Annotated in this window: 18 protein-coding genes and 1 pseudogene; 7 read left to right on the top strand and 12 right to left on the bottom strand. The window is 69.0% G+C overall.

Annotated elements, in window-relative coordinates; translation table 11 throughout:
• Nucleotides 1-83: 83 nt before the first annotated feature.
• On the bottom strand, nucleotides 84-836 hold the full coding sequence (locus SYNGFB01_RS05410) for a HEAT repeat domain-containing protein (protein WP_200900064.1): 753 nt from the start codon (nucleotides 834-836) through the stop codon (nucleotides 84-86).
• 117 nt (nucleotides 837-953) lie between these two features.
• On the bottom strand, nucleotides 954-1079 hold the full coding sequence (locus SYNGFB01_RS15875; RefSeq protein WP_255347531.1) for a hypothetical protein: 126 nt from the start codon (nucleotides 1077-1079) through the stop codon (nucleotides 954-956).
• A gap of 95 nt (nucleotides 1080-1174) precedes the next feature.
• On the opposite strand from SYNGFB01_RS15875, the gene SYNGFB01_RS15290 reads away from it, so the two are divergent.
• Entirely contained in the window at nucleotides 1175-1759 is a 585-nt protein-coding gene (locus tag SYNGFB01_RS15290; protein WP_235299939.1) for an MFS transporter, read from the top strand.
• On the top strand, nucleotides 1747-2469 hold the full coding sequence (locus tag SYNGFB01_RS15285; RefSeq protein ID WP_235299938.1) for a hypothetical protein: 723 nt from the start codon (nucleotides 1747-1749) through the stop codon (nucleotides 2467-2469). Before SYNGFB01_RS15290 ends, SYNGFB01_RS15285 begins: the two co-directional genes overlap by 13 nt.
• Before the next feature lie 9 nt (nucleotides 2470-2478).
• Here SYNGFB01_RS15285 and rlmN read toward each other — a convergent pair.
• The 7 genes and pseudogenes from rlmN to rpsT all read right to left on the bottom strand — a co-directional run bounded on the left by rlmN (nucleotide 2479) and on the right by rpsT (nucleotide 14602).
• Nucleotides 2479-3527: pseudogene (gene rlmN / locus SYNGFB01_RS05400) on the bottom strand (23S rRNA (adenine(2503)-C(2))-methyltransferase RlmN).
• 41 nt (nucleotides 3528-3568) lie between these two features.
• Entirely contained in the window at nucleotides 3569-3742 is a 174-nt protein-coding gene (locus tag SYNGFB01_RS05395; protein ID WP_048017247.1) for a chlorophyll a/b-binding protein, read from the bottom strand.
• Between the two features lie 40 nt (nucleotides 3743-3782).
• Nucleotides 3783-7889 carry a DNA-directed RNA polymerase subunit beta' gene (locus SYNGFB01_RS05390; protein ID WP_048017246.1) on the bottom strand — a complete coding sequence of 1369 codons (4107 nt, stop codon included), beginning with the start codon at nucleotides 7887-7889 and terminating at the stop codon, nucleotides 3783-3785.
• Between the two features lie 50 nt (nucleotides 7890-7939).
• Nucleotides 7940-9844: a DNA-directed RNA polymerase subunit gamma gene (locus SYNGFB01_RS05385; RefSeq protein WP_048017245.1), complete on the bottom strand. Its 1905-nt coding sequence runs from the start codon at nucleotides 9842-9844 to the stop codon at nucleotides 7940-7942.
• Nucleotides 9845-9906: 62 nt separating this feature from the next.
• Nucleotides 9907-13203 (bottom strand): DNA-directed RNA polymerase subunit beta, encoded by a 3297-nt coding sequence (rpoB, locus tag SYNGFB01_RS05380; protein WP_048017250.1) that lies wholly within the window; start codon nucleotides 13201-13203, stop codon nucleotides 9907-9909.
• Nucleotides 13204-13401: 198 nt separating this feature from the next.
• A complete protein-coding gene (locus tag SYNGFB01_RS05375) occupies nucleotides 13402-14247 on the bottom strand; it encodes a TatD family hydrolase (RefSeq protein ID WP_048017244.1) in 846 nt (281 codons plus the stop codon).
• A gap of 46 nt (nucleotides 14248-14293) precedes the next feature.
• A complete protein-coding gene (gene rpsT, locus SYNGFB01_RS05370; RefSeq protein WP_048017243.1) occupies nucleotides 14294-14602 on the bottom strand; it encodes a 30S ribosomal protein S20 in 309 nt (102 codons plus the stop codon).
• A 107-nt stretch (nucleotides 14603-14709) separates the two neighbouring features.
• Between rpsT and hisD the strand changes: the two genes are divergently transcribed.
• On the top strand, nucleotides 14710-16059 hold the full coding sequence (gene hisD / locus SYNGFB01_RS05365) for a histidinol dehydrogenase (protein ID WP_048017249.1): 1350 nt from the start codon (nucleotides 14710-14712) through the stop codon (nucleotides 16057-16059).
• Between the two features lie 15 nt (nucleotides 16060-16074).
• On the opposite strand, the gene rpiA is transcribed toward hisD, so the two are convergent.
• From rpiA to SYNGFB01_RS05350, 3 genes are read right to left on the bottom strand one after another with little or no spacing between them, the layout of a single operon-like run.
• Nucleotides 16075-16788: a ribose-5-phosphate isomerase RpiA gene (gene rpiA / locus SYNGFB01_RS05360; protein ID WP_048017242.1), complete on the bottom strand. Its 714-nt coding sequence runs from the start codon at nucleotides 16786-16788 to the stop codon at nucleotides 16075-16077.
• A gap of 29 nt (nucleotides 16789-16817) precedes the next feature.
• Nucleotides 16818-17924 (bottom strand): trypsin-like peptidase domain-containing protein, encoded by a 1107-nt coding sequence (locus SYNGFB01_RS05355; protein WP_048017241.1) that lies wholly within the window; start codon nucleotides 17922-17924, stop codon nucleotides 16818-16820.
• Nucleotides 17925-17933: 9 nt separating this feature from the next.
• Complete coding sequence (locus SYNGFB01_RS05350; RefSeq protein WP_048017248.1) at nucleotides 17934-18731, bottom strand: metallophosphoesterase; 798 nt, start codon at nucleotides 18729-18731, stop codon at nucleotides 17934-17936.
• A gap of 49 nt (nucleotides 18732-18780) precedes the next feature.
• Between SYNGFB01_RS05350 and SYNGFB01_RS05345 the strand changes: the two genes are divergently transcribed.
• The 4 genes from SYNGFB01_RS05345 to SYNGFB01_RS05325 all read left to right on the top strand — a co-directional run.
• On the top strand, nucleotides 18781-19068 hold the full coding sequence (locus tag SYNGFB01_RS05345) for a hypothetical protein (protein ID WP_048017240.1): 288 nt from the start codon (nucleotides 18781-18783) through the stop codon (nucleotides 19066-19068).
• Nucleotides 19069-19644: 576 nt separating this feature from the next.
• Nucleotides 19645-21012 carry a transcription termination factor NusA gene (gene nusA, locus SYNGFB01_RS05335; protein ID WP_048017239.1) on the top strand — a complete coding sequence of 456 codons (1368 nt, stop codon included), beginning with the start codon at nucleotides 19645-19647 and terminating at the stop codon, nucleotides 21010-21012.
• Nucleotides 21009-21287, top strand: coding sequence for a YlxR family protein (locus SYNGFB01_RS05330; RefSeq protein WP_048017238.1), 279 nt, complete (start codon nucleotides 21009-21011; stop codon nucleotides 21285-21287). The genes nusA and SYNGFB01_RS05330 overlap by 4 nt, the downstream gene beginning before the upstream one ends.
• Before the next feature lie 78 nt (nucleotides 21288-21365).
• Nucleotides 21366-21821, top strand: a 456-nt coding sequence (locus SYNGFB01_RS05325; RefSeq protein ID WP_048017237.1) for a translation initiation factor IF-2 N-terminal domain-containing protein, incomplete at its 3' end; no start/stop codon positions are given.

Below are 21821 nucleotides of genomic sequence, written 5' to 3'. Positions count from 1 at the left end.
CGGAAGCGGATGGTTTGCTGAGCCATCCCAGGCCTGAACGGAAGTGGCGCGATGCTAACCGCCCCGAGCGGCGGCTGGGCGAATCACAACAGCCCCTCATCCACAAGCGTCTGAAGCCGCTCCAGCACATCGGGCTGCTCCAGCTGCTCGAGGGCCAGCCGGGCCTCATCGCGCACGCTGGATTCGGCATCGCTCAGCATGGTGTGCAGCAGCGCCTCCACCACCTCCTGCTGACGCGGCTCCACCAGATCGGCATAGAGCCGTCCGAGGCCCCAGGCGCTGTTGCTGCGCACGGCGGGCTCGCTGTCGATGCGCAGGCTGAGCAGCAACTGGGCCGCAGCCGGATCGGCCTTGGCCGGCCCGGTGCCGCCGGCATCGGCAAGGGAGCTGGCGGCCCAGAGCCGCACCGCGGCGATGTCCAGCTGCAGGGCCCGGATCAGCGGGTTGAGCACGGGCGCATCGGGATAGTTGCCCAGGCTCCAGGCCACGGCCTTGCGCACATACCCGTTGTCGTCACCCGCCAGCAGGGCCAGCAGCGGCTCCACGGCCTCGGGGCTGGGGTTGCGGCCCAGGGCATAGACGGCGCTCATGCGCAGGATCGGGCAGCTGGCGCGCAGCAGCGGCAGCAGCAGCGGCACCGCCCGCGGATCGCGGTGTTCGCAGAAGATGCGCAGGCCCTGCATGCGCTGCTCACGGCCGCCGGGCTGCTCCCCACCCTGGAGGAGCATCAGGCCCAGATCGCATTCCGCCGCCACGGCGCTGGGTTCCGGCTCGCTGCTGTCGAGCTCATCGAGCGGATCGCCGAGCAGCTCCTGCGCCAGCTCCTGCGCCAGCACATCGGGATCGAGGCTGAGCTCCTGGGGGCTCTCGCTGAAGGGTCCGTCGCGTCTTGAATCGTGCTCGGGGAAACCGCTCACCGCACTCCTGAGGTCATCGTCGAGGGGCGGCTCCAATCAGCTGATCGGAGCCGGAGCGGCCATGTCGCCGGGCAGCCAGATGCGGGCGCTCACGGCGAACAGGGCGAGAGCGAACAGCAGCACGATCGCCGCCGGCAGCAGAGTGGAGCGGAAGAATTGCACGGTTGGGGCCAGCTCGATCCATTCTGACGGCATGGACGGCGGCTTCTGCCCAGCCCGGCCAAGCGACTTAGGGTGCCGCCAACCGTTCGCGGCCGTTGGCGCTCCCGATTCCACCGTCCCTGCGCCGCCGCAGCAGCGGGGCGGTGCGCCGACTGGTGGCGGTGACCGCCGAGGGGGTGGCCAGCGGCACGCCGCTGATGGTGGGCAGCAGGTTGCTTCAGGGCTGGCTCACCGCCAGCGGTGTGCCCCTGGCACTGATCGGCCTGATTCCGCTGGCGGAGCTTCCCTACACCCTGAAGCTCTTCTGGGCACCGCTGCTGGATCGCTGGCCGATCCCCTGGCCCGACCGGCGCCGCGGCTGGATCCTGGTACTGCAGCTGCTGCTGGTGGCCGTGATCGCCGCCATGGCGCTGCTGCACCCCAGCACCGACCCCGCCAGCCTCACGGCCATCGGCGTGGCCGCCCTGGCGCTGGCGGTGTGCAGTGCCACCCAGGACATCGTGATCGATGCCTACCGCACCGACCTGCTGCCGGAGGCCGAGCGGGGGGCCGGCGCCGCCGCCGCCAGCCTGGGCTACCGGGCGGCGATGCTGGCGGTGGGGGCCGGCGGCTTCCTGCTGGCCGGACGCCACGGCTGGCCGGCGGCCTTCCTGAGCGCGGCGCCCTGGTGGCCGCCGTGATTCCGTTCACCCTCACGGCGCCCAGGCTGCGGCCGGTGCAGCATGCGGTCACCAGCCTGCGCCAGGCGGTGCTGGGGCCGGCCCGCGAATTCCTGCACCGCGCCGGCCCGGGGCGCTCCTGGCAACTGCTGCTGCTGGTGCTGCTTTACCGCTGGCCAGACGGTCTGCTCAGCGCCATGGCGATTCCCTTCCTGAAGCTGCAGGGCTTCAGCGAGGCCGAGATCGGCCTGGTGCAGGGGGGCTGGGCGATCGGCGCCACGATGGTGGGCACGGTGCTGGGCGGGGCGCTGTTCGCCTGGCTGGGCATGAACCGCTCCCTGTGGCTGTTCGCCGCAGCCGGTGCGCTCGGCAACCTCAGCTACTGGGCCCTGGCCCGCTTCGGCGGCGGCTTCACCGGGCTGATCACGGCCGTCAGCCTGGAGAACGTGAGCGGCGGCATGGTGGGCGCGGTGTTCGTGGCGCTGCTGATGAGCCTCTGCAACCCGCGCTTCTCCGCCACCCAGTACGCCCTGCTCTCCGGCGTCTACGCCATGAGCCGATCGATCCTCTCCTCGCCGGCTGGGGTGGTGGCCGAGACGGTGGGCTGGCCGAGTTTCTTCCTGGCCACGACGGCGGCGGCGGCGCCGGCTTTCCTGCTGCTGGCGCGCCTGGCCCCATGGAGCGAGCACGAGGCGAGGGGAGCCTTTGATCCGCAGCGGGACCCCACCTGAGCATGCCGCTCAGGCCGGCTTGAGGCTGCCCTCCAGGCGGCGGCGCAGCTGGCCGCAGGCGGCGTCGGCATCGAGGCCGCGGCTGGCGCGCACACTCACGGCGATGTGGCGCTCCCTGAGGGCGTGGCTGAAGGCCTCGACCGCCGCCGGGGTGGGCCGCTGGAAGGTTTCCTCGGCGATCGGGTTGTAGGGGATCAGGTTCACGTGGCTCTGGAAACCGCGGATCAGCCGCGCCAGAGCCTCAGCGTGACGGGGCTGGTCGTTGAGGCCGCCCAGCAGGATGTATTCGAAGCTGACGCGCCGCCCGGTGAGAGCCACATAGCGGCGGCAGTCGTCGAGCAGCGCCTCGATCGGGTAGGCGTGGGCGGTGGGGATCAGCTCCTCCCGCAGCCGCTGATCCGGGGCATGCAGCTCACCGCCAGGGTGAACTGGGCCCGGCCCAGCCGCTCCAGGGCCCGTTCGGCCAGGGTGGGCAGGGTTTTCGGCACCCCCACCGTGCTCACGGTGATCTGTCGCTGGGCCATGCCCAGATCGGTGCAGAGGCAATCGATCGCCGCCAGCACCGCCTCGATGTTGAGCAGCGGCTCACCCATGCCCATGAACACCACGTGCGAGGGGCGGGTCTCCATCGCCTCCCGCACGCTGAGCACCTGATCCACGATCTCGTGCACCGCCAGCGAGCGCTGCAACCCGCCCTTGCCGGTGGCGCAGAAGCGGCAGGCCATCGGGCAGCCCACCTGAGAACTGACGCAGACCGTGAGCCGGCCCTCGGCCGGGATGCCGACGGTCTCGATCGTGTGGCCATCGGCGGTGGCCAGCAGCAGCTTGGTGGTGCCATCGCGGGCGATGCTGCGGCGCAGCTCGCGGGAGCGGCCGATCCAGTCGGGCCCTCCCGGCGGCGGACTGGCCGTCAGCTGCTCTCTCCAGGCCCTGGGCAGCACGGTGATCTGATCGAGGCGGTGGGCCCCCTTGGCATAGAGCCAGTCGTGAAGCTGACGCCCTCGGAAGGCCGGCTGCCCCTGCTGCTCGGCCCAGCGCTCCAGCTGCGCTAGTCCCATCCCCAGCAGAGGGGGGCCGGTCGCGACCCGAGGCTGGGCGGTCAAGACCAGATCAGGATGCCGTGGCCGAGCTTCCACTCCGCCAATACGAGGGCGATGAACCCGAGCATGGCGATGCGGCCATGCAGTCGCTCGATGTGGCTGTGGAAGCCGTAGCGGGGAATCCGCCGCTGAGGGATGGGAGTCCCCAGGGCGGTGAGTTTGGAGCTGCTCATCAGCGCATCATGACGGGAATCAGGCGTCGGCGAACAGGCTCTAGTCGTCGGTGAGCAGCCCTTCCTCCTGCAGGCCCTCGAGGGCGGCGGGGTCGGCGATCAGCTCCTCCTCCAGGCCGTCCTCCACGGTGGGACGGACAAAGGCGGCGAAGCTGCTGGCACTGGCCTCGATGCCGTGACGGCTGCGGGTGGCCTCGAGATCCTCCTCGGAGGGATCATCGAGCACCGCGGTCGAGGCGGCCGGGGCCGGCATCTCCACGGTGTAGTCGGGCCGGAGGTTCTGCATCCGGCGATAGCCCATCCCGTCCTCCTCGAGGATGTCGGGGTGAGGCCCGGCCTCGGCCCGCAGCTCCTCCTCGAAGCCGCTGAAGCCGGTGCCGGCGGGGATCAGGCGCCCGATGATCACGTTCTCCTTGAGACCGCGCAGCCAGTCGCTCTTGCCCTCGATGGCGGCTTCGGTGAGCACGCGGGTGGTCTCCTGGAAGGAGGCCGCCGAGATGAAGCTGTCGGTGTTGAGCGAGGCCTTGGTGATGCCCAGCAGCACCGGAGTGAACTCGGCGGGGGCACCACCGGTGATCGCCATGGCGCTGTTCACCTGCTCCACCTGACGCAGCTCGATCAGCTCGCCGGGCAGCAGGGTGGTGTCGCCGGCGTCCTCGACCCGCACCTTGCTGGTCATCTGCCGCACGATCACCTCGATGTGCTTGTCGTCGATCGACACGCCCTGGCTGCGGTACACGTTCTGCACCTCCTGCACCATGCGGAACTGCAGCTTGGAGATCGCCTCCTGCGCCGCCTCGAGGGTGGGCTTGCGGCCCCGCAGATCCTCGAAGTAGCACTCCAGCAGTTCGTGCGGGTTGATCGGGCCGTCGGTGAGCGATTCACCGGCGCTGACCTGCTGGGCGTCGCTCACCATCACGGTGCGCCCCAGCAGGATCGGATAGTCGGTGATCGTGTCGTCAGCCTCGATCACCGACACGCTCAGCGAGTCGTCGTCCTCGCCCTGCTTGATCTGCACCACACCGCTCTTGCGGCAGAGGACCGCCGAGTCGCGGGGGCGGCGGGCCTCCAGCAGCTCCTCGATGCGGGGCAGACCCTGCACGATGTCGCCGGTCTTCTGCCGCTCGAACACCAGCAGGGCCAGGCCGTCTCCCCGCTGCACCAGTTCGCCGTCGCGCACGTGCAGCACCGAGTCGGGCGACACCATGTAGGGCCGGCCGAGGCGGATCGTGACCGTGTTGCCCTCGATCGCCTCCACCTGACCGCAGCAGGGGNCCGGCACGCCATCGGCGAGCAGGTCACCGTCAACGATGCGCTGGTTGAGCGACACGGTCGGGACGACCTGACCCAGGTCGATGCTGCGGGTGTCACCAAGACGCTCCACGATCAGGCGGCGGATCGGCTCACCTTCCACCTGGTCGGGCAGCTGCACCACGCCGTCCTCCTTGCAGAGGATCTGGGTTGTGGCCACCACGTCACCACGCTTCACGGTGTCACCGTCGGCCACCTGCAGATCGGTGTGGGTGGAGCCGTGGCTGGCGTCCGAGAGGGTGTCGCGGCGCACCAGCAGGGTTTCCAGGATGGTGAGCTGCAGGCGTTCGATGGTCTTGGCGCGCTTGTCGGCCACCGCCTCCACGTCCACGGTCATCTGGGGGGTGGTGTCGTGCGTCTCGAGGATCAGCTGGGTCTTGAGCAGCTCCACCCCCTCCACGCTCTTGATCAGTTCGCCGTCCTTGAAGGCCAGCCTCTGGGTGGCGCGGAGGCCGAGGCTGGGGCCACCGGGCTGCTTGACCGCCGCCAGATCGGGCAGGTGAGCCTCATCGGGAATGGCGTATTCCTCCACCGGACGCAGCAGCAGCGTGCCTCCCTCGGGCGTGTCCACCGCCTCGACGAACACCATCGCCTCGGCCTTGAGGCCCTTGGCGATCTCGTCGCCCGGCATCACCATCCTGCCCTCGCCGTAGGTGGCCAGGGTCTTGCTGTCGCTCACCAGGTGCAGCTGACCCGAGCGCACGATGATCTCCCGGAGGATGTCGTTCTTCTGGGTCACCGTCACGATGCCGGCGGTCTGGCTGAAGATGTCCTTCACCACTTCAGTGCCGGCCTCGATCCACTGGCCGTCCTCGATCATCAACAGAGAGATGTCCTTGTTGATCTCGTGGGTTTCCTGCGGGATCCAGAGCAGGGTGCCGCCCTTGCTCACCTCGTAGCCGTTCTTGGCGCTGCGGGCCTTCTTGATGGCCAGGCCGGGGGCGTACCTGACGATGCCGCCCGTCTGGGTGCGGAAGCGATCATCGGCCAGCTCGGCGATCACCTCACCATTGCCGATCTTGCTGCCGGGCGCGGTGTTGAGGCGGTAGCGGATGCTCTCCTTGCCCTCGAGATGCCAGATCTCTCCGGAATGGGTGGATTCACCCACCAGCTTGCAGTCCTTGAGGGTGAGGCTGGCGGTCACGATCTGCACTTCGCGAGAGTCGCCGGCGCTCTCGCGCAGGCGCACGGCGCCGCCGTACTCGCTCACCAGCCGGCTTTCGGCCAGCACCTCACCGGTGGTCACGGCCTTGTTGCCGCTCACCACGGGCAGAGCGTTGGGCGGCAGGTTGTACACGTCGCCGGCGAACACCCACATCCGGCCGAGGCGGGTCGCCTTGTGGGTGATGTTGCCNTGGCGGTCGGTGACCTCCTTGGGCTGGATGGCGTCCTCGTAGCGCACCTGGCCGGCCAGGTCGCAGATCACATCCTTGGTGGCCTTCTCCACGCTCTTCTTGACCGTGGCGCCACTGGAGATCTGGGCCAGCATCGTGTCGGACGGATAGGGCTGGCCATCGGTGACGAACAGGATCGAACCGGTGGTGATGTCGAGCTTCTGGGGCTTGCCCTTGCCGCTGGGCGTCACCGTGAGGGTGAAGTCGGTCTCAGCGATCTGGGCATCCACGCCGTGGGGGGTGCGGAAAGGACGCACACGGGCCTTGTCGCCGAACTCGATCGTGCCCTCCACGAGCGAACGCACCACGCCGGTCTCGGCGGTGGACACACCACCGGTGTGAAACGTCCGCATGGTGAGCTGGGTGCCGGGTTCCCCGATCGACTGGGCGGCGACGATGCCGACCGCCTCGCCCAGGTCGACCAGCTGGTTGTGCGCCAGGGCCCAGCCGTAGCACTTGCGGCACACCGAGCGGTTGGCCTCACAGGTGAGCGGTGAGCGCACCTTCACGGTGGTCACACCGGCAGCCTCGATGCAGCGGCTGAGCGGGAGGTCGATCTCGCCGTCTCGATCGACGATCGTGCTGCCATCGGCGGCCAGCACGGGCTCGGCAGCCAGCCGACCCACCAGCTTGCTGGCGAAGCGGCCCCGCTCGTCGGCGTCGATGGGAATGCTGCGGGTGGTGCCGCAGTCGTCCTCGCGCACGATCACGTCCTGGGCCACGTCCACCAGTCGGCGGGTGAGGTAGCCGGAGTCGGCGGTGCGCAGGGCGGTGTCGACCAGACCCTTGCGGGCGCCGTAGGAGGAGATCACGTATTCGGTGACCGTGAGGCCCTCGCGGAAGTTGGTGCGGATCGGCAGGTCGATGATCTCGCCCTGGGGGTTGGCCATCAGGCCACGCATGCCCACCAACTGGCGCACCTGGGACATGTTGCCCCGGGCGCCGGAGTTGGCCATCATCCACACCGAGTTGAGCGGATCGTTCTCGTTGAAGTTGCGGCGCACCGCGGCCACGAGACGCTCGTTGGTTTCGGTCCAGGTGTCGATCACCTTGGTGTGGCGCTCCACCTCGGTGATCTCACCGAGCCTGTAGCGCTCCTCGGTTTCGGTGATCTGCTGCTCGGCCTCCTCCAGCAGGGCGGCCTTGTCGCCGGGAATGCGCAGGTCGTCGACCGAGATCGACACAGCGGCCTGGGTGGCGTAGTGGAAGCCCAGATCCTTGAGCTCATCGGCCATCGCCGCGGTGGCGGCGGTGCCGTGGTGCTTGTAGGCCCAGGCCACCAGGTTGCGCAGGGCCCTCTTGTCGATGACCCGGTTGCGGAAGGGAGGCGCCTGGCGGCTGAGCGCACCGGCGGGGCTGGGCTCGGCAGGGACAGGGGGCTCGACGGCGCTGGACTTGGTGCTCTTCTTGCCGGATTTCTTGCTGGAGGGGGTGGCGGTCATGGCTGCGCGCGGTGGTTACGACGGGAAAGGGACTTGGCGTTCTGCCGATCTCAGGCGGCTGCCACGGCGTCGATGATCGTGTGGTTGATCACAACCCTGCCCACGGTGGTGAGCAGGTATCGGCTGATCAGGGCACCGTCCTCATCGAAGCGGTCGCGACGGAACTTCCACTGCTCGATGCGGGTGCCGTCGCTGAGGGTCTCCTGGTGCAGGGGCTGCTTCTCCTCCTCATCGCACTCAACCTCGCCGCTGAAGCGCACCCACACCCAGTCGTGCAGGCCGACGTGCTTCTCCTCGAAGGCGGCGATCACATCATCGAGGCCGGCGAAGGTGCGGCTGCGGTCGCCGAATTCGGGCCTGACGCTGCCGGGCTGCTCCGCGGTGAGGTAATAGGCGCCGAGCACCATGTCCTGGGACGGGGTGATGATCGGTTCACCGGTGGCCGGCGAGAGGATGTTGTTGCTGGCCAGCATCAGCATGCGGGCCTCGGTCTGGGCCTCGATCGCCAGGGGCACGTGCACCGCCATCTGGTCACCGTCGAAGTCGGCGTTGAAGGCGGGGCACACCAGCGGGTGCAGCTGGATGGCGCGGCCATCCACGAGCTTGGGCTCGAAGGCCTGGATGCCGAGGCGGTGCAGCGTCGGCGCCCGGTTGAGCAGGATCGGGTGACCTTCGATCACCTCCTGCAGCACCTGCATCACCTCATCGTCGGCGCGCTGGATGAGCTTCTTGGCGGCCTTGATGTTGTTGACGATGTTCTGGCGGATGAGGCGATGGATCACGAACGGCTGGAAGAGCTCGATCGCCATCTCCTTGGGCAGGCCGCACTGGTGCATCTTCAGCTTCGGACCCACCACGATCACGGAACGACCGGAGTAGTCGACCCGCTTGCCGAGCAGGTTCTGGCGGAAGCGGCCCTGCTTGCCCTCGATGATGTCGCTGAGTGACTTGAGGGCGCGGTTGTTGGCGCCCACCACGGTGCGGCCGCGGCGGCCATTGTCGATCAGGGCATCGACGGCCTCCTGGAGCATGCGCTTCTCGTTGCGCACGATGATCTCGGGAGCCAGGATCTCCTGCAGACGGGCCAGGCGGTTGTTGCGGTTGATGACCCGCCGGTAGAGATCGTTGAGATCGCTGGTGGCGAAGCGGCCGCCGTCGAGCTGCACCATGGGCCGGAGATCCGGCGGGATCACGGGGATCACATCGAGCACCATCCACTCGGGCCGGGCGTCGGTGGCGATGAAGTTGTCGATCACGCGCAGACGCTTGATCAGCTTGGCCCGCTTCTGACCCTTGCTGGCGGCGATCTCCTCGCGCAGCTGCTCGGCTGTCTCGCTGAGGTCGAGGTCCTCGAGCAGCTGCTTGAGCGCCTCGGCACCGATCCCCACCACCGGTTCGTTCTCGATGGTGGAATCCTCGGCGTAGATCTCATCCTCGATCTCCAGCCACTCGTCTTCGGTGAGCAGCTGCTTGTAGGTGAGCGACTGGTGATCGCCCGGATCAAGCACCACGTAGCAGTTGAAGTAGACGATCTGCTCGACATCCCGGAGAGGCATGTCGAGCAGGATCGCCACGTAGCTGGGGATGCCCTTGAGGTACCAAACGTGGCTCACCGGAGCGGCCAGCTTGATGAAGCCCATGCGGTGACGCCGCACCCGGCTCTCGGTGACCTCCACACCGCAGCGCTCGCACACGATGCCCCGGTGGCGCACCCGCTTGTACTTGCCGCAGTGGCATTCCCAGTCCTTGGACGGGCCGAAGATCTTCTCGCAGAAGAGCCCGTCCATCTCGGGCTTGAGGGTGCGGTAGTTGATCGTTTCCGGCTTGGTGACCTCACCCACCACCTGGCCGTTGGGGAGCGTGCGCTGCCCCCACTGCATGATCCGCTCGGGCGAGGCGAGCGTGATCTTCACGTAGTCGAAGTGGTTCTCGGTGCGGAGATTGCTGTTGGACATCGAGAGGAGGGCGCGCGGAGGTCGAGGAGGGGGAGCCGTTCAGGGAACAGCGGGGGCGGGGATCAGTCGTCGTCGTAGTCCGCGACGCCGAGGGATTCGTAGGTGGGCCGGCTGGGGGTGCTGCGGCGCGGGTTCACGTCCTGCATCAGGTCGACCTCCTCGCCTTCATCGGTGTAGACGGCGATGTCGAGGCCCAGAGACTGCAGCTCGCGCATCAGCACCTTGAAGGATTCGGGAGTGCCGGGGCGCGGGATCGGCTTGCCCTTCACGATCGCGTTGAGCGCCTCGTTGCGGCCCTGCATGTCGTCGGACTTGACGGTGAGCAGTTCCTGCAGGGTGTAGGCGGCGCCGTAGGCCTCCAGGGCCCACACCTCCATCTCGCCGAGACGCTGGCCGCCCTGCTGGGCCTTGNCCNGCCCAGGGNNGNCTGCTGGGNTCACCAGCGAGTAGGGGCCGGTGGAGCGGGCGTGGATCTTGTCGTCGACCAGGTGCACCAGCTTGAGGATGTGGGCGAAGCCCACCGTGACCGGCTGGTCGAAGGGCTCGCCGGTGCGGCCGTCGATCAGCTGGATCTTGCCGGGGTTCTCCGGGTCGTACACCCAAGCCTTGCCGGGCTGGCTGGCGGCCTCCTCGAGAAATGCCTGCACGGTTTCCTTGGATTTCTCGGCGCCATGCATCTCATCGAAGGGCACCACCTTGACGCGGCAGCCCAGATGGGAGGCGGCCCAGCCCATCAGGCACTCGAATACCTGGCCCACATTCATCCGGCTCGGCACGCCGAGCGGGTTGAGCACGATGTCGATCGGGGTGCCATCCGGCAGATAGGGCATGTCCTCGCGGGGGAGGATGCGGCTGATGATCCCCTTGTTGCCGTGGCGGCCGGCCATCTTGTCGCCCACCTGGATCTTGCGGCGCTGCGCCACGTAGACCCGCACCACCATGTTGGCGCCCGGCGGCAGCTCATCACCCTGCTCGCGGGTGTAGATGCGCACGTCGACGACGCGGCCGCGCTCGGTGCTGGGCACCCGCAGGGAGTTGTCGCGCACGTCGCGGGCCTTCTCCCCGAAGATCGCGCGCAGCAGCTTCTCTTCGGGGGGCTGATCGGATTCGCCCTTCGGCGTCACCTTGCCCACCAGGATGTCGCCGCTCTCCACATAGGCACCGATGCGGATGATGCCCATCTCATCAAGGTTACCCAGGCTTTCCTCTGCCACGTTGGGGATCTCGCGGGTGATCTCCTCGGGGCCGAGCTTGGTCTGGCGGGCCTCGATCTCGTACTTCTCGATGTGCACCGAGGTGTAGAGATCGTCGGTGACGAGCCGCTCGCTCACCAGAATCGCATCCTCGTAGTTGTAGCCCTCCCAGGGCATGTAGGCGATCAGCACGTTCTGACCCAGGGCGATCTCACCGCCCTCGCAGGCCGAACCGTTGGCCAGCACCTGGCCGGCGATCACCCGGTCACCCTGCCTCACGATCGGACGCTGGTTGAGGCAGGTGTCCTGGTTGGAGCGCTGGTACTTCTGCAGGAAGTGGGTGTGGTCGTTGCCCTGGTCGTCGCGGATCACGATCGCCGTGGCATCCACGAAGGTGACCGTGCCGTTGACCCGGGTGATCGGCACCATGCCCGAGTCGCGCGCCACCTGGGTTTCCAGACCGGTACCCACCAGCGGCCGCTCGGGGCGCAGCAGGGGCACCGCCTGACGCTGCATGTTGGAGCCCATCAGGGCGCGGTTGGCGTCATCGTGCTCCAGGAAGGGGATCAGCGAGGTGGCCACCGAGATCACCTGCACCGGTGAGAGCTGCACGTAGTCGACCTGCTCAGGCGGCACCTTCTCGAAGTCCTGGCGGTAGCGCACCGGCACCAGCTCGGCAGTGATGCGGCCCTCGGCGTCGGTGGGCACGTCACCCGGGGCGACGCGGCATTCGTCCTCGAGGTCGGCGGAAAGGTAGATCGGATCGCCCTGCTTGAGCACGATCCCGTTCTCCACCTTCCAGAAGGGGGTCTCGATGAAGCCGTACTCGTTGACCCGGGCGTGGGTGGCCAGCGAACCGATCAGACCGGCATTCGGACCCTCCGGCGTTTCGATCGGACAGATGCGGCCGTAGTGGGAGGGGTGGATGTCGCGGACGGCGAAGCCGGCCCGCTCGCGGGTGAGGCCACCGGGGCCGAGGGCGCTGATGCGGCGCTTGTGGGTGAGCTCGGCCAGCGGGTTGGTCTGATCCATGAACTGGCTCAGCTGGCTGGAGCCGAAGAACTCCTTGATCGCCGCCACCAGTGGCTTGGGGTTCACCAGCTGGGCCGGGGTGAGCGATTCGGTCTCACCCACGGTCATCCGCTCCTTGATGATCCGCTCGAGCCGGTTGAGGCCCACGCGCACCTGGTTCTGGAGCAGCTCACCCACCGAGCGCACGCGGCGATTGCCGAGGTGGTCGATGTCATCGAGGCTGGCCCCGCCCACATCGAGCTCGAGGTTGATCAGGTAATCGATCGTGCTGAGCACATCCTCGGGGGTGAGGGTGCGCACCGCATCGGGGATCGTGAGGCGGAGCTTCTTGTTGATCTTGTACCGGCCCACCCGGCCCAGGTCGTAGCGCTTCGGATCGAAGAACCGGCTGTGCAGCAGGCTCTGGCCACCGCTCACCGAGGGCGGTTCACCCGGGCGCAGCTTCTTGTAGAGCTCGAGCAGCGCCTGGTCTTCCGAGGAGATGCCCTCATCGTTGGCCGCTTCGATCGACTTCTGGTAGTACTCGGGGTGACGCAGCTTGTCGAGCACGTCGTTGTCCGACAGGCCGATGGCCCGCATCAGCACGTGGGCATTGATCTTGCGGGTCTTGTCGACGCGCACGTGCAGCAGGTCGTTCTTGTCGGTCTCGAACTTCAGCCAGGCGCCACGGTTGGGGATCAGGCTGGCATTGAAGGTCTTGCGGCCGTTCTTGTCCTGTTCGTCCTTGAAGTAAACGCCCGGCGAACGCACGATCTGGTTCACGATCACACGCTCGGCACCGTTGATGATGAAGGTGCCGCGCTCGGTCATCAGCGGCAGCTCGCCGATGAACACCTCCTGCTCCTTGATCTCACCGGTCTCCTTGTTGACCAGACGGCAGGTGACGTACATCTGCGAGGCGAAGGTCGCATCGCGGCGCTTGGCCTCTTCCACGTCGTGGCGGGGGCGCTTGAGGCGATATTCGCTGCCGATGAAGTGCAGCTCGAGCTTGCCGGTGTAGTCGGTGATCGGGGAGAAGCTCTCCAGCTCCTCGATCAGGCCCTTCTCCAGGAACCATTTGAAGCTTGCCCGCTGCACCTCCACCAGATCTGGCAGGTAGGTGGCGGTCTTGGCGACCTGGATCGCGCTGCTCATGCGGTGAACCTGCAGGAACGGGTGGGAGGAGAGATGGCCGGTCGTCTTCCGGCAGCCGTGCTCACCGCGGCAGCGGCCCACGCCAACAGCCGTCCCCCGGGGAGGGGACGGCTGCCAGGGGGGCTCGCCTAACGGGCTCGCTTCAGGGCTGCAGGCGTCGACAACAAGGAGCGAATCCGCGTCCAGGCCAATGAGACATCATACAGTGTGAACCGTCAGCCCGAAGAGCGCCGCGGCATTGGCGGTGGTGGTATGGGCCACCTCCTCGAGGCTTTCACCGCGCAACTCGGCGACCTTCCTGGCCACGGCTGCCACATGGGCCGGCTCGTTGCGCTGCCCCCGATGCGGGGCCGGTGCCAGGAAGGGGCAATCGGTCTCCACCAGATAGCGATCGGCCGGCACCTGCCTGGCGCAGGCCTGGGTGGCCTCCGCCCTGGGGAAGGTCACCACGCCGCTGAAGCTGATGAACAGGCCGAGTTCGAGGAAGCCGGCCATCTCCTCGGGGGTGCCGCCCCAGCAATGCATCACACCCCTGGGGCAGTGGCCGCGCTCGGCCCGCTGGCGCAGCTCGGCCAGCATCGGCGCGGCCGCATCGCGGCAGTGAATGATCACCGGCAGATCCAGCTCGCAGGCCAGATCGAGCTGCGGTGCCAGCACCGCCAGCTGCTGCTCCAGATTCTTCTGCCGGAACAGATCGAGGCCCAGCTCACCGATGGCCACCACCCTGGGGTCGGCGCCGGCAGCCTCGCCCAGCACCTGGCGGGTATCGGACTGCCAGTGCTCGGTGTCGAGCGGGTGAACCCCCACGGAATAGCGCAGCTCCGGGAAGCGATCCGCCAGGGCCCGGATGGCCGGGATCTCCGAAGGCTCCACGCAGGCATGCACCAGGGCACGCACACCGGCCTCGCGCCAGCGCTGAGCCACGGCGTCGAGATCCGCATCGAAGTTGCGGAACACGATGTGGCAGTGGGAATCCACCAGCGCTGCCGGATGGGAATCATCCAGCCCTGGCTGGGCGGAACTGCTCAGGGGAGTCGCCGCCATGGCGGGGTGCGGGGTCTGCGGCTGGCCGCCATGCTGGCGCGCGGGCTCAGGCCTTGGCGGCAGCGGAGGGCTCGATCGCCTGCTTCACGGCAGCGCTCAGGCGGGATTNCTGGTGGGCCCCGGTGTTGCGGTGCAGCACACCCACCTTCACGGCCTTGTCGATCTTGCTGAAGGCTGCAGCCATGCTGGCCTGCACGGCCTGCTTGCCAGCTTCGCCCGGCTCCTGGGGATAGGCGCTGCAGGCAGCGAAGCAGCGCTTCATCAGGGTGCGCACGGCTGATTTGTAGCTGCGGTTGCGCAGACGGTTGCGCTCGGCAATCAGAACGCGCTTCTTCGACGAGGTGTTATTGGCCACAGGCGTTACGGCGCTGGCTTGGCAAACGGAGATCTTACCTCCCGGGTCGGCATCCCCCCGGCGGCGGCCCACTAACTTGCATTCAGCCCCGCAGCGCCCCGGTGTCCCTGGCCACCAGCCTCCCGAACGCCACGAGTCCGGAGCCCGAACCCGGCAGCAGCGCCCTGAGGCTGGAGCTGCTGCGGGATCCCGAGGCGGCCGGCAAGCGCCTGGAGGCCATCGCCTGGCGCACCGGCAGCGGCCAGAGCCGTGCCGCCGCCGAGCGTGTGGAGGCCATCCTCGAGCAGGTGCAGCGCGAGGGCGACTCGGCCCTGATCGAGCTCACCGAACGCTTCGATGGGGTGAGGCCCGATCCCCTGCGGATTCCCCTCGCCGAACTGGAGGCGGCCTGGCAGGCCACACCCGTGGATCTGCAGGAGGCCCTGAAGCTGGCCCACCGGCGCATCGTGGACTTTCACCAGCGCCAGAAACCGGCGGACCTCGATGTCAAGGGCGTGCATGGGGAGCGCCTGGGACGCCGCTGGCGGCCGGTGGAGCGGGCCGGCCTGTATGTGCCTGGCGGCCGGGCGAGCTACCCCAGCACGGTGCTGATGAACGCCGTTCCGGCCCGGGTGGCCGGGGTGCAGCGGCTGGTGATGGTCACCCCGCCCGGCTCCGACGGCCGGGTGAACCAGACCGTGCTGGCTGCGGCCCATCTGGCCGGCATCGAGGAGATCTACCGGGTGGGAGGCGCCCAGGCGATCGCGGCGCTGGCCTTCGGCACGGCGACCATCCCCAGGGTGGATGTGATCAGCGGCCCGGGCAACCTCTACGTCACGCTGGCCAAGAAGGCGGTGTACGGCCGTGTGGCGATCGACTCGCTGGCCGGTCCGAGCGAGGTGCTGGTGATTGCCGACCACACCGCCGACCCCGAGCATGTGGCGGCCGACCTGCTGGCCCAGGCGGAACACGACCCGCTGGCGGCGGCGATCCTGCTGACCACCAGCGAGGATCTGGCCCGGGCGGTGCCGGCCGCCATCGAAGCCCAGCTGGAGGGGCATCCGAGGGGTGCGATCACCCGCCAGGCCCTGAACGACTGGGGGCTGATCGTGGTGTGCCCCAGCCTCGAGGAGGCGGCCCGGCTGAGCGATCGCTTCGCCCCGGAGCATCTGGAGCTCCAGGTGGAGCGACCCGAGCCCCTGGCGGAGCGGATTCAGCAGGCCGGTGCGATCTTCCTGGGGGCCTGGACCCCGGAGGCGGTGGGCGATTATCTGGCCGGCCCGAACCACACCCTGCCCACCAGCGGCACGGCCCGCTTCAGCGGGGCCCTGAGCGTAGAGACCTTCCTGCGCCACACCTCGCTGATCCGGTTCAACCGCGCGGCGCTCGAGGCCACCGGAGCGGCCGTGATCACCCTGGCCGAGAGCGAGGGGCTGCATAGCCACGCCGAATCGGTGCGGCGCCGCCTCGCCCGCTGACCGCGGCGGCGGGGGTCAGCGCTTCACCAGATCACGCACGCCGGCAGTCCCATCAACAATCTCGCCCACCAGAACCTGGTCGGTGATGTTGACGAACAGGCCGTTCTCCAGCACGCCCGGCAGGTTGTTGATCTCCTTCTCCAGCCCCACCGGATCGCTGATGCCGCCGCTGAAGGCCACATCCAGCACCAGATTGCCCTGATCGGTCACCACCGGGCCCGCCTTCCTTACGGCCATGCGCAGCTGGGCATCGCCCCCCATCGCGCGCAGCTGAGCCTGAACCTGACGCCAGGCACGCGGGAGCACCTCCACCGGCAGCAGGAAACCCAGGTTGAGGGTGTCGACCAGCTTGGTGGAATCGACCACGACCACGAAGCGCTCGGCCCGCACCGCCACGAGCTTCTCCTGCACGTGGCAGGCACCGCCCCCCTTGATCAGCTGAAAGGAGGGATCCACCTCGTCGGCACCGTCGATCGCCAGATCGATGCGATCCACGGCGTTGAGACTCTGCAGCGGAATTCCGAGCTCGGCCGCCAGCACCTCTCCCTGGAAGGAGGTGGTCACACCCACGATGTCGGTGAGCTCGCCGCTCCTGAGCTTGGCCCCGAGGGCCTGGATCATCAGAGCAGCGGTGGAGCCCGATCCGAGCCCCACCACCATGCCGCTGCGGATCTGTTCGGTGGCCGCCGCCGCCACCGCCTGTTTCATCTGGTTCTGCAGATCCGCCATCGCCACAGCCCGGGGGCCGTGACCGTAGCTCAGCCGGCAGCGCGGGGCAGGGCCGCCGGCCGGATCGACAGGCTGAGCTCGCGCCGGCCGCGGATCACGGTGAGAGCCAGAGGCTCGCCCACCTGGGCCTGCTCCACGCGCTGCAGCAGTGCAGAAGGGTCGCGCACCGGCTGCTCACCAGCCGCCACCACCAGGTCGCCGCGGCGCAGGCCGGCCTGCTCGGCAGGGCTCTCGGGAAGCACCCGCTGCACCAGCGCACCGTCGCGCTCGGGCAGCTGCAGCAGCGCATCCGGATCGCGGTTGTTCTCGCGGGCGCGGCGGGCCGTGAGCGGCACCAGCTGCAGACCGAGATAGGGATGCACCACCTGGCCGCCGCGGACCAGCTGGTCCGCCACCCGTTTGGCGAGGTTGATCGGGATGGCGAACCCGAGGCCAGCTCCGGGGCCGGAGCGCACCAGGGTGTTGATGCCGATCACCCGCCCGGCGGCATCGATCAGCGGGCCGCCGGAGTTGCCGGGATTGATGGCGGCGTCGGTCTGGATCAGATCCAGCCGCTTGTCGGCGAAGCCGAGGCTGTTGATGTCGCGGTGGAGGCTGCTCACGATGCCGAGCGTCACCGTGCGCTCCAGTCCGTAGGGGCTGCCCAGGGCGATCGCCCAGTCGCCCACCTCCAGGGCCTCGGAATCACCGAGCGGAGCCGCCTGCAGGTTGCGGGCACCGCGCAGTCGCACCAGGGCCAGGTCGGTCACCGGATCGATCCCCTCCACGCTGCCGTCCAACTGGCGGCCATCGGCGAGGGTCACCTCCACACTGTCGACCGAATCGACCACGTGGGCGTTGGTGAGCACGAGGCCGGCAGCGGCATCGATGACCACGCCGGACCCCTGGCCGCGCTCGCGGGTGGTGCCGGAGGGATCGCCGAAGAGATCCCGGAGGAAGGGATCGAGCAGGGCGGGGTCGAAGGGCTGGCGGGCGACGGTGCGCTCGATGTCGATCCGAACGACCGCGGGCGCCACTGCCCTCACCGCTTCGGCCACGAAGCTGTGCGGTTGCTCCAGCGCCGAGGCCGAGGCGGGCTGGAGCAGCAGCAGCAGCGCCGCCAGCGCGAGGCTCAGCAGCGAACGCAGATCAACCATGCCGAGAGGCTAGGAGGGGAGAGCGGCGGGCAGGGGCACCGCGGGCCAGCGCAGCAGCCGCTGGTGCAGCGGCCGGCCCGCCTCCAGCTCCAGCAGGCGGCCGCCGGGATCGTCGGCCCGACCCAGCGGGCAGGGCTGCACCGGCCCGAAGCCGCGCAGGGTGGAGGGACAGCCGAGCAGCAGAGCCGGCGGCAGCCCGACCGGCCGCCCGGGCAAGGGCGCCTGCCAGTGCTGATGCACATGGCCGAACAGCACCGCCTGCAGCCCCGGCACGGGGCTGAGCAGCTCCAGCAGGGCCCCAGCATCGACCAGGGCGATGGCATCGAGGGCCGGATCACCGATCGGCACGGGTGGATGGTGCACCGCCACCAGCACGGGGCGGTCGCCGAGCCCCGCCAGCTGCCGCCGCAGCCAGGCCAGCTGGCGGGGCCCCAGGTGGCCGGCGTCGGTGCCGGGTCGGTGGCTGTCGAGCAGCAGCAGCGTGACCCCGGCCAGTTCGAGGGCCAGGGGCGCCAGCCAGGCCTGACGGCCCAGGGCGGATCGCAGCAGCTGGGGATGGTCGTGGTTGCCGCACAGCAGCGCCGCCGGCCAGGCCAGTTCGCCCAGCAGATCGCGCAGCTGGGCATAACCGCCCCAGCTCTCGTCATGGCAGAGATCACCGCTGATCAGCAGCAGATCCGGGGCTCCGCCGAGGGCCGCCGTCGCCGCCGCCAGGCCGGCGCGCAGCTGGGCCAGCGGTGCGCGGCCGCGCACCAGTCCGTCGGCGGCGGCCACCAGATGAGGATCACTGAATTGCAGCAGGCGCATCCGCGTCAGGCCCATGCGCCTAAGTTGCCTGCAGAGCTGCTGTGCCGCCATGGCCTCGATTCCCCCCGGCACCCGTCAGCGCTGCAGCGTCTGCGGCGTGGAGATTCAGGGGATGGTGGGAGGCAGCGACCTCGTGCACTTCAGCCACGGCACTCCCGGCACCCGGGCCAAGCTCTGGGCCCGGGTGTGCCAGTACCTGCGCGACGACGAGAAGCAGCGCCAGTGCCTCAACCAGGATCCGGGTCTGCGCGGCACCGTGGAGCGCAGCGACTACTTCGCCGAAGCCCCGGAGATCGACCTGGGGGCTGACCCGGGCAGCGGCACCGCCCTGGGCTGATGGCCCATCCGCGGATCCCGGAGCTGGAGGCGCTCGCCCGCCGGCAGTTGGGCCAGGCCGGCTTCGAGCTGCGCGGCCTGCAGCTGCTCACGCACCGCATCCCGATGACCCTCCAGGTGCTGGCGGCGCGGCTTGACGGCAGCGACATCAGCCTGGACGACTGCGCCGCCCTGAGCGGTCCGNCTGGGGGAGGCGATCGAGACGGCGGGGGTTCTGCCGGAGCCCTATGTTCTGGAGGTGAGCAGCCCGGGCGTCAGCGACCTGCTGCACGACGACCGCGACTTCCGCAGCTTCCGCGGGTTTCCGGTCGAAGTGTTCAGCCGCGACGCCGCCGGCCGGGAGGTGCGCCGCGAGGGNCTCCTGCTGGAGCGCGATGCCACCGCCGTGCTCCTCAACATGCGGGGCCGCACCGCGCGGATTCCGCGGCAGACGGTGGTCACGGTTCGCCTGATCACTCCCGCCAGCGAAGCCTGAGCCAGAGCTCACACGAATCAGTTCCTGCGGAATCACCGACCCATCGGAATCACCGACAACTGAACCCCCACAACTGAATCACCTCAAAACAGAAGATCAGCCATGGCTCTCGTCCTCCTCCCCGGTCTCAACAATCTGATCGAGGACATCAGCGAAGAGAAGAAACTTCCCCCCGCGGTGGTCGAAGCCGCCCTGCGCGAGGCGCTGCTCAAGGGCTACGAGCGCTATCGCCGCACCCTCTACCTGGGCATCAGCGAAGACCCCTTCGAGGAGGACTACTTCTCCAACTTCGACGTGCAGCTCGATCTCGACGAAGAGGNCTACCGGGTGCTGGCCTCCAAGATCATCGTGGAGGAGGTGGAGAGCGACGACCACCAGATCGCCATCGACGAGGTGCGCCAGGTGGCGGAGGACGCCCAGATCGGCGACACGGTGGTGCTGGATGTGACGCCGGAGAAGGACGACTTCGGCCGCATGGCCGCCGCCACCACCAAGCAGGTGCTGGCCCAGAAGCTGCGCGACCAGCAGCGCCGCATGATCCAGGAGGAGTTCGCCGATCTGGAGGATCCGGTGCTCACCGCCCGGGTGATCCGTTTCGAGCGCCAGAGCGTGATCATGGCCGTGAGCAGCGGCCTGGGCCGGCCGGAGGTGGAGGCCGAGCTGCCCCGCCGCGACCAGCTGCCCAACGACAACTACCGGGCCAACGCCACCTTCAAGGTGTTCCTCAAGGAGGTGAGCGAGGTGCCGCGCCGCGGCCCCCAGCTGTTCGTGAGCCGCGCCAACGCCGGCCTGGTGGTGTATCTGTTCGAGAACGAGGTGCCCGAGATCCAGGAGGGCTCGGTGCGGATCGTGGCCGTGGCCCGCGAGGCCAATCCCCCCAGCCGCTCGGTGGGGCCGCGCACCAAGGTGGCCGTGGATTCGGTGGAGCGGGAGGTGGACCCGGTGGGGGCGTGCATCGGCGCCCGCGGCTCCCGCATCCAGCAGGTGGTGAACGAACTGCGCGGCGAGAAGATCGACGTGATCCGCTGGTCGCCCGATCCCGGCCAGTACATCGCCAACTCGCTCAGCCCGGCCCGGGTGGAGATGGTGCGTCTGGTGGATCCCGAGGGGCAGCACGCCCACGTGCTGGTTCCGCCGGACCAGCTCAGCCTGGCGATCGGCCGTGAAGGCCAGAACGTGCGCCTGGCCGCCCGCCTGACCGGCTGGAAGATCGACATCAAGAACGCCGCCGAATACGACCAGGCCGCCGAGGACGCCGTGGTGTCCGACCTGATCGCCCAGCGCCAGGAGGAGGAGCGCCTCCAGGCCGAGGCCGAGGCGCGCCTGGCCGCCGAGCAGGCGGCCCGCGCCGAGGAGGATGCCCGCCTGCGCGAGCTCTATCCCCTCCCCGAAGACGAGGAGGACTACGGCAATGACGCCGGGGAGGAGGTCGCCGGCAGCGACGAGGGCTCCGAGGACGGGGCCCGGTGACGGTCCGGGCCGTGCAGCGGCGCTGTGTGGCCTGCCGGCAGCTGCTCGACCGCAGCCGGCTCTGGCGGGTGATCCGGCTGGCCTACGGCGGCATCACCCTGGATCAGGGCATGGGCCGCTCGGCCTACCTCTGCCCCAGCCCCGCCTGCCTGGATGAGGCCCGCCGCCGCAAGCGCCTGCAGCGCGCCCTGCGCTGCCCGGTGCCCGATGCGATCCTCGATGCTCTCGATCGGCGACTGAGTGCCGACCAGCCTCCTGCCTCTGAGGCAAGATGAAGACTGGCCGCAGTGCGGAGGCGGCCAGGTGTCCCTGGCCCCAACGGTGGCCGGCGGCCCCGACCACTGGAGACCTGAATGACCAGCAGCGGCAAAGTCAGAATTTACGAGCTGTCCCGGGACCTGGGCCTGGATAACAAGGACGTGCTCGACGCCGCCGAGAAGCTTGGAGTCGCCGCCAAGAGCCACAGCAGCTCGATCAGCGACGACGAAGCTGCCCGCATCCGCAACCTGATCGAGAAGGGCGGCAACGGCGCCAAGCCGGCCCCCGCCGCACCCGTCAAGGCCATCCTCTCGGTACAGAAGGCGGCAGCGCCGCAGGCGCCTGCGGCCCCATCGCGGCCCGCGGTATCCGCTGCACCGCCGGCAGCGGCCCCCGCCCCTGCAGCGGCGCGCCCGGCGGCTCCGGCCAAACCGGTGGCCGCTCCTGCAAAGGTTGCAGCAGCTCCGGCCAAGCCTGCGGTCGCTCCTGCCAAACCCGCAGCGCCGGCCAGCCGCCCGGTGGAGCCCCCGGCCCGACCGGCGGCCCCGGCG

The organism is Synechococcus sp. GFB01, assembly GCF_001039265.1.
Classification (GTDB): Bacteria; Cyanobacteriota; Cyanobacteriia; order PCC-6307; family Cyanobiaceae; genus NIES-981.
This window is presented reverse-complemented; position numbering and strand designations above follow the sequence as displayed.